This is a genomic window from Pseudomonas sp. NPDC088414 (assembly GCF_044753325.1).
GTDB lineage: Bacteria > Pseudomonadota > Gammaproteobacteria > Pseudomonadales > Pseudomonadaceae > Aquipseudomonas.
Genome location: NZ_JBIVMY010000011.1, coordinates 55,651 through 67,274 on the forward strand (window position 1 = coordinate 55,651; position 11,624 = coordinate 67,274).

The window sequence follows — 11,624 nt, forward strand, 5'->3', positions numbered from 1 at the left end:
CGGTCGGCGAACCGACCCGGCGGGACTGGATCGCGGTGATGAGCGTGATGCTCGGCGCCTTCATGGCGGTGCTCGATATCCAGATCACCAACTCTTCACTCAAGGACATTCAGGGCGCGCTGTCGGCGACGCTGGAAGAAGGCTCGTGGATTTCCACGTCGTATCTGGTCGCGGAAATCATCATGATCCCGCTGACCGCATGGCTGGTGCAGCTGCTCTCGGCGCGTCGGCTGGCGGTGTGGGTTTCCCTGGGTTTTCTGATTTCGTCCTTGCTGTGTTCGATGGCCTGGAGCCTCGAAAGCATGATCGTCTTTCGCGCCATGCAGGGCTTCACCGGCGGCGCGCTGATTCCGCTGGCGTTCACCCTGACCCTGATCAAACTCCCCGAACACCATCGCGCCAAGGGCATGGCGATGTTCGCCATGACCGCGACCTTCGCCCCGTCCATCGGCCCGACCCTCGGCGGCTGGCTCACGGAAAACTGGGGCTGGGAATACATCTTCTACATCAACATTCCGCCGGGGCTGATCATGATCGCCGGGCTGATGTACGGGCTGGAGAAGAAGGAAGCGCACTGGGAACTGCTGAAAAGCACCGACTACACCGGGATTCTCACCCTCGGTGTCGGCCTCGGTTGCCTACAGGTATTTCTCGAAGAAGGCCATCGCAAGGACTGGCTCGAATCAAACCTGATCGTGACCTTGGGCAGCATTGCCCTGCTCAGCCTGATCACCTTCGTCATCGTGCAGATTTCCAAACCCAACCCGCTGATCAACCTCGGCATCCTGCGCAATCGCAACTTCGGTTTGTCGAGCATTTCCAGCCTCGGCATGGGCGTCGGGCTGTATGGCTCGATTTATCTGCTGCCGCTGTACCTGGCGCAGATCCAGAACTACAACGCCCTGCAGATCGGCGAAGTGATCATGTGGATGGGCGTGCCGCAGCTGTTCCTGATTCCACTGGTGCCGAAGCTGATGAAATTCGTCTCGCCGAAGTGGCTGTGCACCCTGGGTTTCGGGTTGTTCGGGCTGGCGAGTTTTTCGTCGGGGGTGCTCAACCCGGATTTCGCCGGGCCGCAGTTCAACCAGATCCAGATCATCCGGGCGCTGGGCCAGCCGCTGATCATGGTGACCATTTCGCTGATCGCCACGGCGTACATCCTGCCGCAGGACGCGGGGTCGGCGTCGAGCCTGTTCAACATCCTGCGCAACCTCGGCGGCGCGATCGGCATCGCCCTGCTCGCCACGCTATTGGATGCTCGGACCAAGACTTACTTCGATTATTTGCGTGAAGCGGTGGTGCCGACCAATCCGCAGGTAGCCGAGCGGCTGGCGTCGATGACCGACCGCTTTGGCAGTGACACGGCGGCGCTCGGCAAGTTGAGTGAGATCGTGCATCAGCAGGCGCTGATCATGGCCTACAACGATGCGTTTCACTTTGTCGGGATTGCGTTGGGGATCAGCATGCTGGCGATTTTGTTGACCAAAAAATTACCGCAGGGGCTGAAGGCTGGGGAGTCTCACTGATTTTTGTGGTGTCTGTACCGGCCCCATCGCTGGCAAGCCAGCTCCCACAGGTTTCTATGGTGCTCACAAATTTTGTGTACGCCATCAATCTCTGTGGGAGCTGGCTTGCCAGCGATGGGGCCCGGCCGGGCGATAAAAATCAAACCGCCAAAAGCCGCTCGCGCAACTTGGCAATCTCATCGCGCATCTGCGCCGCGGCCTCAAATTCCAGATCCCGCGCCAGCTGATACATCTTCTCTTCCAGCGCCCGGATTCGTTTGGTGATTTCGCTTGGCGAACGCAGTTCGGCTTCGTACTTGGCGTTTTCTTCGGCGGCCTTGGCCATGCCCTTGCGCTTCTTGCTGCGCGAGCCAGGTACGGTGGCGCCTTCCATGATGTCGGCGACGTCCTTGAACACGCCCTTCGGGGTGATGCCGTTTTCCAGGTTGAAGGCGATCTGCTTGTCGCGACGACGCTCGGTTTCGCCAATCGCCCGCTCCATCGAGCCGGTGATGCGGTCGGCGTAGAGAATCGCCCGGCCATTGAGGTTCCGCGCAGCCCGACCGATGGTCTGGATCAGCGAGCGTTCGGAACGCAGGAAGCCCTCCTTGTCAGCATCGAGAATCGCCACCAGCGACACTTCCGGCATGTCCAGACCTTCACGCAGCAGGTTGATCCCCACCAGCACATCGAAGGTGCCCAAACGCAGGTCGCGGATGATCTCGACCCGTTCGACGGTGTCGATGTCCGAGTGCAAGTAACGCACGCGCACGCCGTGGTCGGCGAGGTAATCGGTGAGGTCTTCGGCCATGCGCTTGGTCAACGTGGTGACCAGCACCCGCTCCTCGACCGCCACCCGTTTGGTGATTTCCGAGAGCAAGTCGTCAACCTGGGTCAGCGCCGGACGCACTTCAACCTGCGGGTCGACCAGACCGGTCGGGCGCACCACTTGTTCGACCACACGTCCAGCATGCTCGGCCTCGTAGTTGCCCGGCGTCGCCGAGACGAAAATCGTCTGCGGGCTGACCCCTTCCCACTCGTCAAAACGCATTGGCCGGTTGTCCAGCGCCGACGGCAAGCGGAAGCCATATTCGACCAGGGTTTCTTTACGCGAACGGTCGCCCTTATACATCGCGCCGACTTGCGGCACGCTGACGTGGGATTCGTCGATCACCAGCAAGGCGTCGGCCGGCAGATAGTCATACAGCGTTGGCGGCGCGGCACCGGCCGGACGTCCGGACAGGTAGCGCGAGTAGTTTTCGATGCCGTTGCAGTAACCCAGTTCGAGGATCATTTCCAGATCGAAACGGGTGCGCTGCTCCAGACGCTGGGCTTCCACCAGTTTGTTGTTGCTGCGCAGGTATTCGAGACGTTCCTGCAATTCGACTTTGATGTGTTCGATGGCGTCGAGCAGGGTCTCGCGCGGTGTCACGTAGTGACTCTTCGGGTAGAAGGTGAAGCGCGGCATTTTGCGGATGACTTCGCCGGTCAGCGGGTCGAACGCGGAGATGCTTTCGACTTCGTCATCGAACAGCTCGATGCGGATCGCTTCCAGATCGGATTCCGCCGGATAGATGTCGATCACGTCGCCGCGCACGCGGAACGTCGCCCGGGCAAAATCCATGTCGTTGCGGGTGTATTGCAGGTCGGCCAGACGCCGCAGCAAGGCGCGCTGATCGAGTTTGTCGCCGCGATCGACGTGCAGCACCATCTTCAAATAGGTTTCCGGGCTACCGAGACCGTAGATGCACGACACCGTGGTGACGATGATCGCGTCCTTGCGTTCGAGCAACGCTTTGGTCGCGGACAGGCGCATCTGCTCGATGTGATCGTTGATCGACGCGTCCTTCTCGATGAAGGTGTCGGACGACGGCACATAGGCTTCGGGCTGATAGTAGTCGTAGTAGGAAACGAAATACTCGACCGCGTTTTTCGGGAAGAACGCCTTGAACTCGCCATACAGTTGCGCGGCGAGGGTCTTGTTCGGCGCCAGCACCAGCGTCGGGCGCTGTACCTGCGAGATGACATTGGCGATGCTGAAGGTCTTGCCCGAGCCGGTCACACCGAGCAGCGTCTGGTGCGCCAGCCCGGCTTCGATGCCCTCGACCAATTGGCGGATCGCTTCTGGCTGATCGCCGGCGGGCTCGAAGCGGGTGACTAGCTGGAATTCGGACATACACACCTCTGGGATCGCGGCTCGCGCAGAAAACAGCCGAGCCGCGGGGATGACCGCAAACGACCGTTGTCGCCCAAGGAAAAACGAAGATTGTGCTCAATGTGGAGCCGATTGCCTCGCCTTTCAAGGCAAACGTCCTACATCCGGTAAAGTCTCTGACAGAGTCAATCGACTAACGGTCAAGAAATAATCGGAAAAACTTGCTTGAAAAGCTGAATCGCCTGTCGCCATTGCTCGGTGATGGCCTCTATACTAGCTCCCCGTTTGTGCACCGCTCTAGTGCATTCGGCTGGAGCGCGACACGTCCCTCCACTCTCCATTCAGAGCCGCCGTAATAATGAGCCTGTTCTCCGCTGTCGAAATGGCACCCCGCGATCCAATCCTGGGCCTCAACGAAGCATTCAACGCCGATACCCGGACCACCAAGGTCAACCTGGGTGTAGGTGTTTACTGCAACGAAGAGGGGCGAATTCCCCTGCTGCGCGCGGTGATCGAAGCCGAAACCATTCGCGCTGCTCAGCACGCTTCCCGTGGCTACCTGCCGATCGACGGCATCGCGGCCTACGACCAGGCGGTGCAAAAGCTGCTGTTCGGTAACGACTCGCCGCTGATCGCTGCCGGTCGCATCGTCACCACTCAGGCCGTCGGCGGTACCGGCGCACTGAAAATCGGTGCCGACTTCCTCAAGCAACTGCTGCCGAACGCCGTCGTGGCGATCAGCGACCCGAGCTGGGAAAACCACCGCGCGCTGTTCGAAACCGCCGGTTTCCCGGTGCAGAACTACCGTTACTACGACGCCGCCACCCACGACGTGAACCGTGCCGGCATGCTCGACGACCTCAACGCTCTGCCGAACGGCTCGATCGTTGTGCTGCACGCCTGCTGCCACAACCCGACCGGCGTCGACCTGACCCCGGCCGACTGGAAAAACGTGCTGGACGTGGTCAAGGCCAAAGGTCACGTGCCGTTCCTCGACATGGCTTACCAGGGTTTCGGCGACGGCATCGACGAAGACGCCGCAGCCGTGCGTCTGTTCGCTGAATCGGGCCTGACTTTCTTCGTTTCGAGTTCGTTCTCCAAGTCGTTCTCGCTGTACGGCGAGCGCGTGGGCGCCCTGTCGATCGTCAGCGAATCGAAAGAAGAAAGTGCGCGCGTGCTGTCGCAGGTCAAGCGTGTGATCCGCACCAACTACTCCAACCCGCCGACCCACGGTGCAAGCATCGTCGCCGCTGTCCTGAACAGCCCGGAACTGCGCGCCCAGTGGGAAGCCGAACTGGCAGAAATGCGCCTGCGCATTCGCGGCATGCGCGAGCAGATGGTGGACCTGCTGGCCGAAAAAGCCCCGCAGCGTGACTTCAGCTTCGTCGGTCGTCAGCGCGGCATGTTCTCCTACTCCGGCCTGACCACCGAACAGGTGCACCGCCTGCGCAACGAGTTCGGCATTTACGCCCTGGACACCGGCCGCATCTGCGTGGCTGCGCTGAACCAGAGCAACATCAAAGCGGTAACGGATGCGATCGTTCAGGTCATCTGATTTCGCCTGGCAATGAAAAACGGGAAGCCTTGGGGCTTCCCGTTTTTTATTTGTCTCAAACTAGCGCCAACACCCTCTAAACTGCACACAAATCAAAAACTGTAGGAGTGAGCCTGCTCGCGATAGCGCCCTGTCAGCCGAAGCATTACAGTCTGACACACCGCTATCGCGAGCAGGCGAAGGCCTACAGAGTTTTGTGTTTATCCAAGAATTCTGTGAGAACCCAAATGAAAAACGACAACCTGCGCGCCGACCGAGACGACCTGGATGATTTCATCCCGCGCACTACGGCCAAACGCGAGAAAAACCTGGTGCTGCAAGTGGCCGCCGGGGTGTTTCTCGGCGGTCTCGCCCTGTGGCTGGTGCAACTGGCGGCCACCGCAGCGTACGCCAAATTGCTGCTCGGAACGATTACCTTCGGCAGTTAAGCCAGTTCGCTCGCGCGCTGACTCGCGGCATCGTCATAGGCGACGTAGAGCGATTCGGCAATCTGGCTTTTGATCGCCTTGGTGCTTTCCAGGCCGAGCACGAAACCTTCGGCTTTACCGCCAGCGCGATTGAGTTCCTCAACCGTGCCGGCCTGAGTGATTGCGTCGAAGAGTTTCTCGGCGTGGGGGCCAACGCCCTTGGGCAGACTGATTTGCGCGATGCTCATGCGAGCACCTCGTTGTTGCGAATTGCAGGCTTCATGGCGCGTACCTTTTCGGCGAATGGCCGGCAGCGCGTGTGACCACTTCCGGGCAGCCATGGTAGACCTGTGAGGCGGTTCTGGTAATCGCCAATCGCTGACAAATCACCGTCCGTCCTGCTGACAGCAGAAATTTTACACCCGACGCTTGACTTCTCTTTTTGAATCAGTAACATACGCACCAATTCCGCAATAGCTCAGTTGGTAGAGCAAATGACTGTTAATCATTGGGTCCCTGGTTCGAGTCCAGGTTGTGGAGCCAAATAGCAAAGCCCCTGAATTGAAAGATTCAGGGGCTTTTTTGTGGGCGTTCGAAAAGTCAAAAGATCAAAAGATCAAAGGATCGCAGCCTTCGGCAGCTCCTACATTTGGAATGCGTTCCCCTGTAGGAGCTGCCGCAGGCTGCGATCTTTTGATCTTCAAATAAAAAGGCCGAACTGTAGTTCGGCCTTTTTCATCCAGTCAGCGATCAGACGTGCTCGCTGCTCTTCACCTGGGGCTTCGGCGCGCCATGCCCATGATCGTGTTCATCAGGCTCGATCACCGGCACTTCCTTGCCATCGCAATCATGCAGCTTGCCGTCACTGAAGTAATCGCCTTCCCGCAGCGCCGCCAGATCGCGATAACGCAGGGTGCGCTCTTCTGCCGCGGCAAACACCGACTGCTGGTCCGAGTTGCCGGCAGTGAAGTGGTTGAAGGTCAGGTTCAGCACAATCGCCATGATCGCCGACGAGCTGATGCCCGAGTGGAAAATGGTCGCGAACCAGCTCGGGAAATGATCGTAGAAGTTCGGCGCGGCAATCGGGATCATGCCGAAGCCGATCGAGGTGGCGACGATGATCAGGTTGACGTTATTGCGGTAATCGACCTTCGACAGCGTGCGAATCCCGCTCGCCGCCACCGTACCGAACAGCACGATACCGGCACCGCCCAGCACCGAGGTCGGCACCGCAGCGATCACCCGCCCCATGAACGGCAGCAAGCCGAGAATCACCAGGAAGATACCGCCGGTGGCCACCACATAACGGCTCTTGATCCCGGTCACCGCCACCAGCCCGACGTTCTGCGCGAAGGCGCTCTGGGTGAACGAACCGAAGATCGGCGCAAACATGCTCGACAGCATGTCAGCGCGCAGACCGTTGCCCAGACGTTTGGAATCGACTTTGGTGCCGATGATCTCACCGACCGCCAGAATGTCCGCCGAGGTTTCCACCAACGTCACCATGACCACGATGCACATCGACAGAATCGCGGCGAAGTGGAAGGTCGGCATGCCGAAGTGGAACGGCGTCGGGAAGCCGAACATCGGCCCTTGAGCGACACCAGAGAAATCCGCCATGCCGAGGAACACCGCCAGAATCGTGCCGATCACCATGGCCAACAGGATCGACAGGCGCGAGATGGTCGAGCTGCCGACCTTGCTCAGCAGCAGCACCAGCACCAGCGTCACCGCCGCCAGACCGATGTTCTGCATGCTGCCGAAGTCCGGCGCGTGGCTGTTGCCGCCCATGGCCCAGCGCGCGGCCACTGGCATCAGTGTCAGGCCGATGGTGGTGATCACGATGCCGGTCACCAGCGGTGGGAAGAACTTGGTGATTCGCGAGAACACCGGAGTGATCAGCAAGCCGATCAACGACGCGGCAATCACCGCGCCGAGCACCGACTGGAAGCCGCCCTCCCCGCCACTGCTGACGATCGCGACCATGGTCGCCACACCCGAGAACGACACGCCCTGCACCAGCGGCAACTGACAGCCAAAAAACGGTAGACCCAGGGTTTGCAGCAGTGTCGCCAGCCCCCCCGCAAACAATGAAGCAGCAATCAACAAACCAATGTCCGCCGGCGACAGCCCGGCCGCCTGGCCGATGATCAGTGGCACCGCAACGATACCGCCGTACATGGTCAGAACATGTTGCAGGCCGTAAGCCATATTCGCGCCGACCCCGAGATTTTCGTCCTCGGGCCGTTGGTGTGAAACATGGGGCGTTTTCATGTGGGGGGTTCCCTGGTTTTTGTTATGCGCACACTGTATTCAATACTCGGGACAAATGTCCATAGAGTTGTATACAACTTATCAGTCACATAATGGATAGGTAGCCACCGAACCTTCTATCTCACTGTCTCCATCCCCCACAAATCCGGCAACACACTCCTTACTTCATTCGAATCAGCGCCCACTAGGCTGAAGTGTTCATGGCGACCAGCGGTGCACCGGCGCTCTTTTTTATACATATAAAGTATGCATAATGAAGTCATTCGAAATTCAGTACGACAAAAGCAAGAACGCAGCCAATAAACTCAAGCACAGAGGCGTCAGCCTTGCCGAGACCGAGCCGGTCTTTCACGACGAGCGCGCGCTGACGATCGAGGACAACAACCATGACGAACAGCGCTGGATCCCCCTTGAACTCGACGGCAAAGGCCGCTTGCTGGTGGTTGCGTACAGTTATCGCGAAACCAACGTCGTACGAATCATTTCTGCGCGTGTCGCTACACCGAGCGAGCGTTGCGCTTACTTTCTGGAGACTTGAACGATGAAAGATCAATACGATTTCTCGCAGGGCAAGCGCGGCGCATTGGCGCCCGCCAAGGGCAAGACCCGCATCACCATCATGCTCGACGACTCCGTGATCGAGGCCGCGCGCAATGTCGCGGAAAACGAGGGCTTCGGTTATCAGACGGTGATCAACAACACCCTGCGCCATGCTCTGCTGGAGGCTGGCAGTAAAACGCGGGAGGTAGAGGCACCCCACGAGGGGCTATTCAAGCAAGGCATCACCGCCGCCGACCTCAAGAGCCTGGAAAAAAAGCTCTCGGCAGCGGTCGGGGAAATCCGCCGGGTGCTGGAGCCGGAAGCCAAGCCCTGAGATCAGCCCGGCACGAGCATCCGCGCCAGCGACTGGCGCACGTGCGGCTGGTCAGGCAGGCGCAGGCCGAACTCCTGCTCCAGCACCTCGATCAACTCATCGACATCCGCTACCTCGCGGCGCTCGCTGTCGGCGCCCATGTGATGAATCGCGAAGCTGCCGTTGTTCAGGGTCCGCCGCCAGCCATCGCCAGTGCGCGCAACCATCAGCCGTTTGGCGAACGGGGACTCGGGATGGGTCGAGACGTACCAGTTGCCAAGGGTGTAATCGATGTCTTCCTGGCGTTGCAGATCAAACAGGTACATCGCGCGCCACTCGCCTGCGACATTGGCGCGTAGCATGTAGCCGTCGGCCTGTTTCTCGATACGATAGGATTCATGCGGCGTCGGCTGTTCAGCCTCGCTATCGAGCAGCAGCGGCGCAGTCGGCACCATGCCGCCAAAGCCGACATCGGTGATGTAACGCTCGCCGTCGATGATCACCAGGCTCAAGCGATGGGTACGCGCCGTCCAGGTTCCCTCGGGTTGCGCCAATACCACGCGTCCGGAGATGCCACGGGCCTCGAAGCCCAATTCCTGCAGCAACGCCAGAAACAGATTGTTCAGTTCGTAGCAGTAACCACCCCGGCCACCGTGGAGAACCTTTTGTTCGACCGATGCCAGATCGATCAGCACCGGCGCGCCAGTGATCGTCGACAGGTTCTCGAAGGGAAAGACGCCGGTGTGGCGCAACTGCAACTGCTGCAGGTTTTCCAGCGTGGGGGGCGGAGGGATGTCGAACCCCAGGTGTTGCAGGTACAACGTCGGATTCGCCAGACGTGGCTCGCTCATTGCTCAGTCCTTTTGCATGTGGCCGCGGATCGCTGCGCCGCTGGCCGACAGGTATACGGGATCAGGCCGCCACTCCGACAATTGATTTCGCCAATCAGCGCTACCGCCGCTTGCGTGAACCGATGCGAATCCAGGTCGGGGCATGGTCGCTGGCGTGTGGTTCGTTGCGCACCCAGGCGTCAACCCCGGCCTCGTGCAGATACGGACTGAGCGCCGGGTTGAGCAGCAAATGATCGATGCGCAGACCGGAGTTGGTTTGCCAATGCTGGCGAAAGTAATCCCAGAAGGTGTAGAGGCGATCCTCGGGATACAGATGGCGCAGCGAATCGGTCCAGCCCTGATCCAGCAGCCGTTGATAACACTCGCGGCTTTCGGGTTGCAGCAGCGCATCCTTGAGCCAGGAGCGGGTGTTGTAGATGTCCATGTCAGTGGGCACCACGTTGTAATCGCCGGCCAGCACCACCGGATGATCACTGCTTTGCAAATCCTTGGCGTAGCGGATCAGGCGTTCGAACCAGGCCAGTTTGTAGTCGAACTTCGGCCCCGGCTGCGGGTTGCCGTTGGGCAGGTACAGACAGCCGACCAACACCCCATGCACCGCCGCCTCCAGATAACGGCTGTGCTTGTCGTCCGGATCACCCGGCAGACCGCGACGGCTCTCCAGCGGTTGCGCATCGCGGGCGAGAATCGCCACGCCGTTCCATGACGCCTGCCCGTGCCAGATCGCGCCGTACCCCGCTGCCTCCAGTTCGGCGGCGGGGAATGCACTGTCGACCGACTTGAGTTCCTGCAGACAAGCGATGTCCGGTTGCTCGCGCTTGAGCCACTCCAGCAGGTTCGGCAGGCGCGCGCGCAGGCCGTTGACGTTGAACGTGGCGATCCGCAGGTTTTTCATCGTTCAGGCTCCGGCGAACAAGGTGTGAAAATTGTGACCCTGTGCTGACGGCGGTGGTTGCATCGGATCAACCGGCTGCGGCGTAATAGGCGCTCGCCACTGTCCCCGAACTGCCGAGACTCGATTCCATGCTCACCACCCTGCAAGGCCCGCGCATTCTCCTGCGTCCGCTTCAGTACAGCGATGCCGACGCCCTGCTCCGCGCTGCCGCCGACGGCGAACTGTGGAACCTCACCGTCACCGTGGTGCCGTCGGCGAGTACCGTCGACAGCTATCTGAAGAAGGCCCTCGACGGCCGCGACGCCGGTACGGTCATGCCGTTTGTGATTGTGTTGAAGGATAGCGGCGAAGTGATCGGCTCGACCCGGTTCTGGAAGATCGATCCGCTCAATCGCAAGCTGGAAATCGGCAGCAGCTGGATTTCGGCGCGCTGGCAGAAATCCTTCGTCAACACTGAAGCCAAATACCTGATGTTGCGCCACGCCTTCGAGGTGCTCGATTGCGTGCGAGTGCAGTTCACCACCGACGAGAACAACCAGAAGTCGCGCAACGCGATTCTGCGCCTCGGTGCGCAACAGGAAGGCATCGTGCGCCACGAGCGGATCATGCCGGACGGACGCAAGCGCAACTCGGTGCGCTTCAGCATCATCGATGACGAGTGGCCGCAGGTGCGTCAGGCACTGGAGCAGAAACTGGCGGCCGACCGACACTGAGGCTCGACAACCGCTCGTCAGGCAATCGGCACCAACGGGTAAAAGCGTCAGACCAAAGTCAGGTAACCGACCCCTTCTGGAGACGTACCATGACTACACGCACACTCACCTCGTTGTTACTCGCCGGCCTGCTCGCCGCCACCTCGGCTGCCAGCTTCGCGGCGAACGACAGCTCTGGCACATCGAGTACCAACCCCGACGTCAACAAAAGCACGCCCAAGCCGCCGGACAACACCCCGGGCGCACCTGCCGGCAGTAACGGTGCGGGTAGCCCTGGTTCTGGCAACGGCACCGGCACCAATGGCGGCGCCATGGGCTCGGGTTCGGGGGCTGGCGGCGGTACAGGCGCGGCCGGTGGCGGAACCGGCGGTGCGGGCGGTGGCTCGGGCAGCTGAACGAACCGGCGTTACGGTTGG

General features: G+C 60.2%; 12 protein-coding genes and 1 tRNA gene. 8 read left to right on the plus strand and 5 right to left on the minus strand.

Translation table 11 applies throughout. The features are described from left to right. Positions 1 to 35 precede the first annotated feature (35 nt). A complete protein-coding gene (locus ACIP8I_RS12610; protein WP_400761560.1) occupies positions 36 to 1,526 on the plus strand; it encodes an MDR family MFS transporter in 1,491 nt (496 codons plus the stop codon). Positions 1,527 to 1,665: 139 nt separating this feature from the next. On the opposite strand, the gene uvrB is transcribed toward ACIP8I_RS12610, so the two are convergent. Further along, positions 1,666 to 3,681, minus strand: a complete 2,016-nt coding sequence (gene uvrB / locus ACIP8I_RS12615) for an excinuclease ABC subunit UvrB (RefSeq protein ID WP_400761444.1) — start codon at positions 3,679 to 3,681, stop codon at positions 1,666 to 1,668. Between the two features lie 337 nt (positions 3,682 to 4,018). Between uvrB and ACIP8I_RS12620 the strand changes: the two genes are divergently transcribed. Both ACIP8I_RS12620 and ACIP8I_RS12625 read left to right on the plus strand, forming a co-directional pair. After that, positions 4,019 to 5,215, plus strand: coding sequence for an amino acid aminotransferase (locus tag ACIP8I_RS12620; protein WP_367085157.1), 1,197 nt, complete (start codon positions 4,019 to 4,021; stop codon positions 5,213 to 5,215). 227 nt (positions 5,216 to 5,442) lie between these two features. Continuing rightward, positions 5,443 to 5,643, plus strand: a complete 201-nt coding sequence (locus ACIP8I_RS12625) for a hypothetical protein (protein ID WP_007969217.1) — start codon at positions 5,443 to 5,445, stop codon at positions 5,641 to 5,643. On the opposite strand, the gene ACIP8I_RS12630 is transcribed toward ACIP8I_RS12625, so the two are convergent. After that, the gene (locus ACIP8I_RS12630) at positions 5,640 to 5,870 is read right to left on the minus strand and encodes a hypothetical protein (RefSeq protein ID WP_400761446.1); all 231 of its coding nucleotides are present in this window, start codon (positions 5,868 to 5,870) and stop codon (positions 5,640 to 5,642) included. The genes ACIP8I_RS12625 and ACIP8I_RS12630 overlap by 4 nt on opposite strands. A 219-nt stretch (positions 5,871 to 6,089) precedes the next feature. Here ACIP8I_RS12630 and ACIP8I_RS12635 point away from each other — a divergent pair. Then, positions 6,090 to 6,165, plus strand: a tRNA-Asn gene (locus ACIP8I_RS12635). A gap of 207 nt (positions 6,166 to 6,372) precedes the next feature. On the opposite strand, the gene ACIP8I_RS12640 is transcribed toward ACIP8I_RS12635, so the two are convergent. Next, positions 6,373 to 7,896 (minus strand): nucleobase:cation symporter-2 family protein, encoded by a 1,524-nt coding sequence (locus ACIP8I_RS12640; RefSeq protein WP_007969565.1) that lies wholly within the window; start codon positions 7,894 to 7,896, stop codon positions 6,373 to 6,375. A gap of 253 nt (positions 7,897 to 8,149) precedes the next feature. Here ACIP8I_RS12640 and ACIP8I_RS12645 point away from each other — a divergent pair, with 253 nt between their 5' ends. After that, the gene (locus ACIP8I_RS12645; protein ID WP_400761448.1) at positions 8,150 to 8,434 is read left to right on the plus strand and encodes a BrnT family toxin; all 285 of its coding nucleotides are present in this window, start codon (positions 8,150 to 8,152) and stop codon (positions 8,432 to 8,434) included. A 3-nt stretch (positions 8,435 to 8,437) separates the two neighbouring features. Further along, positions 8,438 to 8,770 carry a BrnA antitoxin family protein gene (locus ACIP8I_RS12650; protein ID WP_400761450.1) on the plus strand — a complete coding sequence of 111 codons (333 nt, stop codon included), beginning with the start codon at positions 8,438 to 8,440 and terminating at the stop codon, positions 8,768 to 8,770. A gap of 2 nt (positions 8,771 to 8,772) precedes the next feature. On the opposite strand, the gene ACIP8I_RS12655 is transcribed toward ACIP8I_RS12650, so the two are convergent. Beyond that, on the minus strand, positions 8,773 to 9,600 hold the full coding sequence (locus ACIP8I_RS12655; RefSeq protein ID WP_400761453.1) for an arylamine N-acetyltransferase: 828 nt from the start codon (positions 9,598 to 9,600) through the stop codon (positions 8,773 to 8,775). Between the two features lie 100 nt (positions 9,601 to 9,700). Further along, positions 9,701 to 10,495 carry an exodeoxyribonuclease III gene (locus tag ACIP8I_RS12660; protein ID WP_400761455.1) on the minus strand — a complete coding sequence of 265 codons (795 nt, stop codon included), beginning with the start codon at positions 10,493 to 10,495 and terminating at the stop codon, positions 9,701 to 9,703. A gap of 128 nt (positions 10,496 to 10,623) precedes the next feature. On the opposite strand from ACIP8I_RS12660, the gene ACIP8I_RS12665 reads away from it, so the two are divergent. Both ACIP8I_RS12665 and ACIP8I_RS12670 read left to right on the plus strand, forming a co-directional pair. Continuing rightward, positions 10,624 to 11,208 carry a GNAT family N-acetyltransferase gene (locus tag ACIP8I_RS12665; protein ID WP_202370427.1) on the plus strand — a complete coding sequence of 195 codons (585 nt, stop codon included), beginning with the start codon at positions 10,624 to 10,626 and terminating at the stop codon, positions 11,206 to 11,208. A gap of 89 nt (positions 11,209 to 11,297) precedes the next feature. Further along, positions 11,298 to 11,603 carry a hypothetical protein gene (locus tag ACIP8I_RS12670; RefSeq protein WP_003226473.1) on the plus strand — a complete coding sequence of 102 codons (306 nt, stop codon included), beginning with the start codon at positions 11,298 to 11,300 and terminating at the stop codon, positions 11,601 to 11,603. Positions 11,604 to 11,624 lie beyond the last annotated feature (21 nt).

Coding starts and splice junctions, on each gene's coding strand:
- uvrB (WP_400761444.1), bottom strand. CDS start 3,681: ATGTCCGAATTCCAGCTAGTCACCCGCTTCGAGCCCGCCGGCGATCAG.
- ACIP8I_RS12620 (WP_367085157.1), top strand. CDS start 4,019: ATGAGCCTGTTCTCCGCTGTCGAAATGGCACCCCGCGATCCAATCCTG.
- ACIP8I_RS12625 (WP_007969217.1), top strand. CDS start 5,443: ATGAAAAACGACAACCTGCGCGCCGACCGAGACGACCTGGATGATTTC.
- ACIP8I_RS12630 (WP_400761446.1), bottom strand. CDS start 5,870: ATGAGCATCGCGCAAATCAGTCTGCCCAAGGGCGTTGGCCCCCACGCC.
- ACIP8I_RS12640 (WP_007969565.1), bottom strand. CDS start 7,896: ATGAAAACGCCCCATGTTTCACACCAACGGCCCGAGGACGAAAATCTC.
- ACIP8I_RS12645 (WP_400761448.1), top strand. CDS start 8,150: ATGAAGTCATTCGAAATTCAGTACGACAAAAGCAAGAACGCAGCCAAT.
- ACIP8I_RS12650 (WP_400761450.1), top strand. CDS start 8,438: ATGAAAGATCAATACGATTTCTCGCAGGGCAAGCGCGGCGCATTGGCG.
- ACIP8I_RS12655 (WP_400761453.1), bottom strand. CDS start 9,600: ATGAGCGAGCCACGTCTGGCGAATCCGACGTTGTACCTGCAACACCTG.
- ACIP8I_RS12660 (WP_400761455.1), bottom strand. CDS start 10,495: ATGAAAAACCTGCGGATCGCCACGTTCAACGTCAACGGCCTGCGCGCG.
- ACIP8I_RS12665 (WP_202370427.1), top strand. CDS start 10,624: ATGCTCACCACCCTGCAAGGCCCGCGCATTCTCCTGCGTCCGCTTCAG.
- ACIP8I_RS12670 (WP_003226473.1), top strand. CDS start 11,298: ATGACTACACGCACACTCACCTCGTTGTTACTCGCCGGCCTGCTCGCC.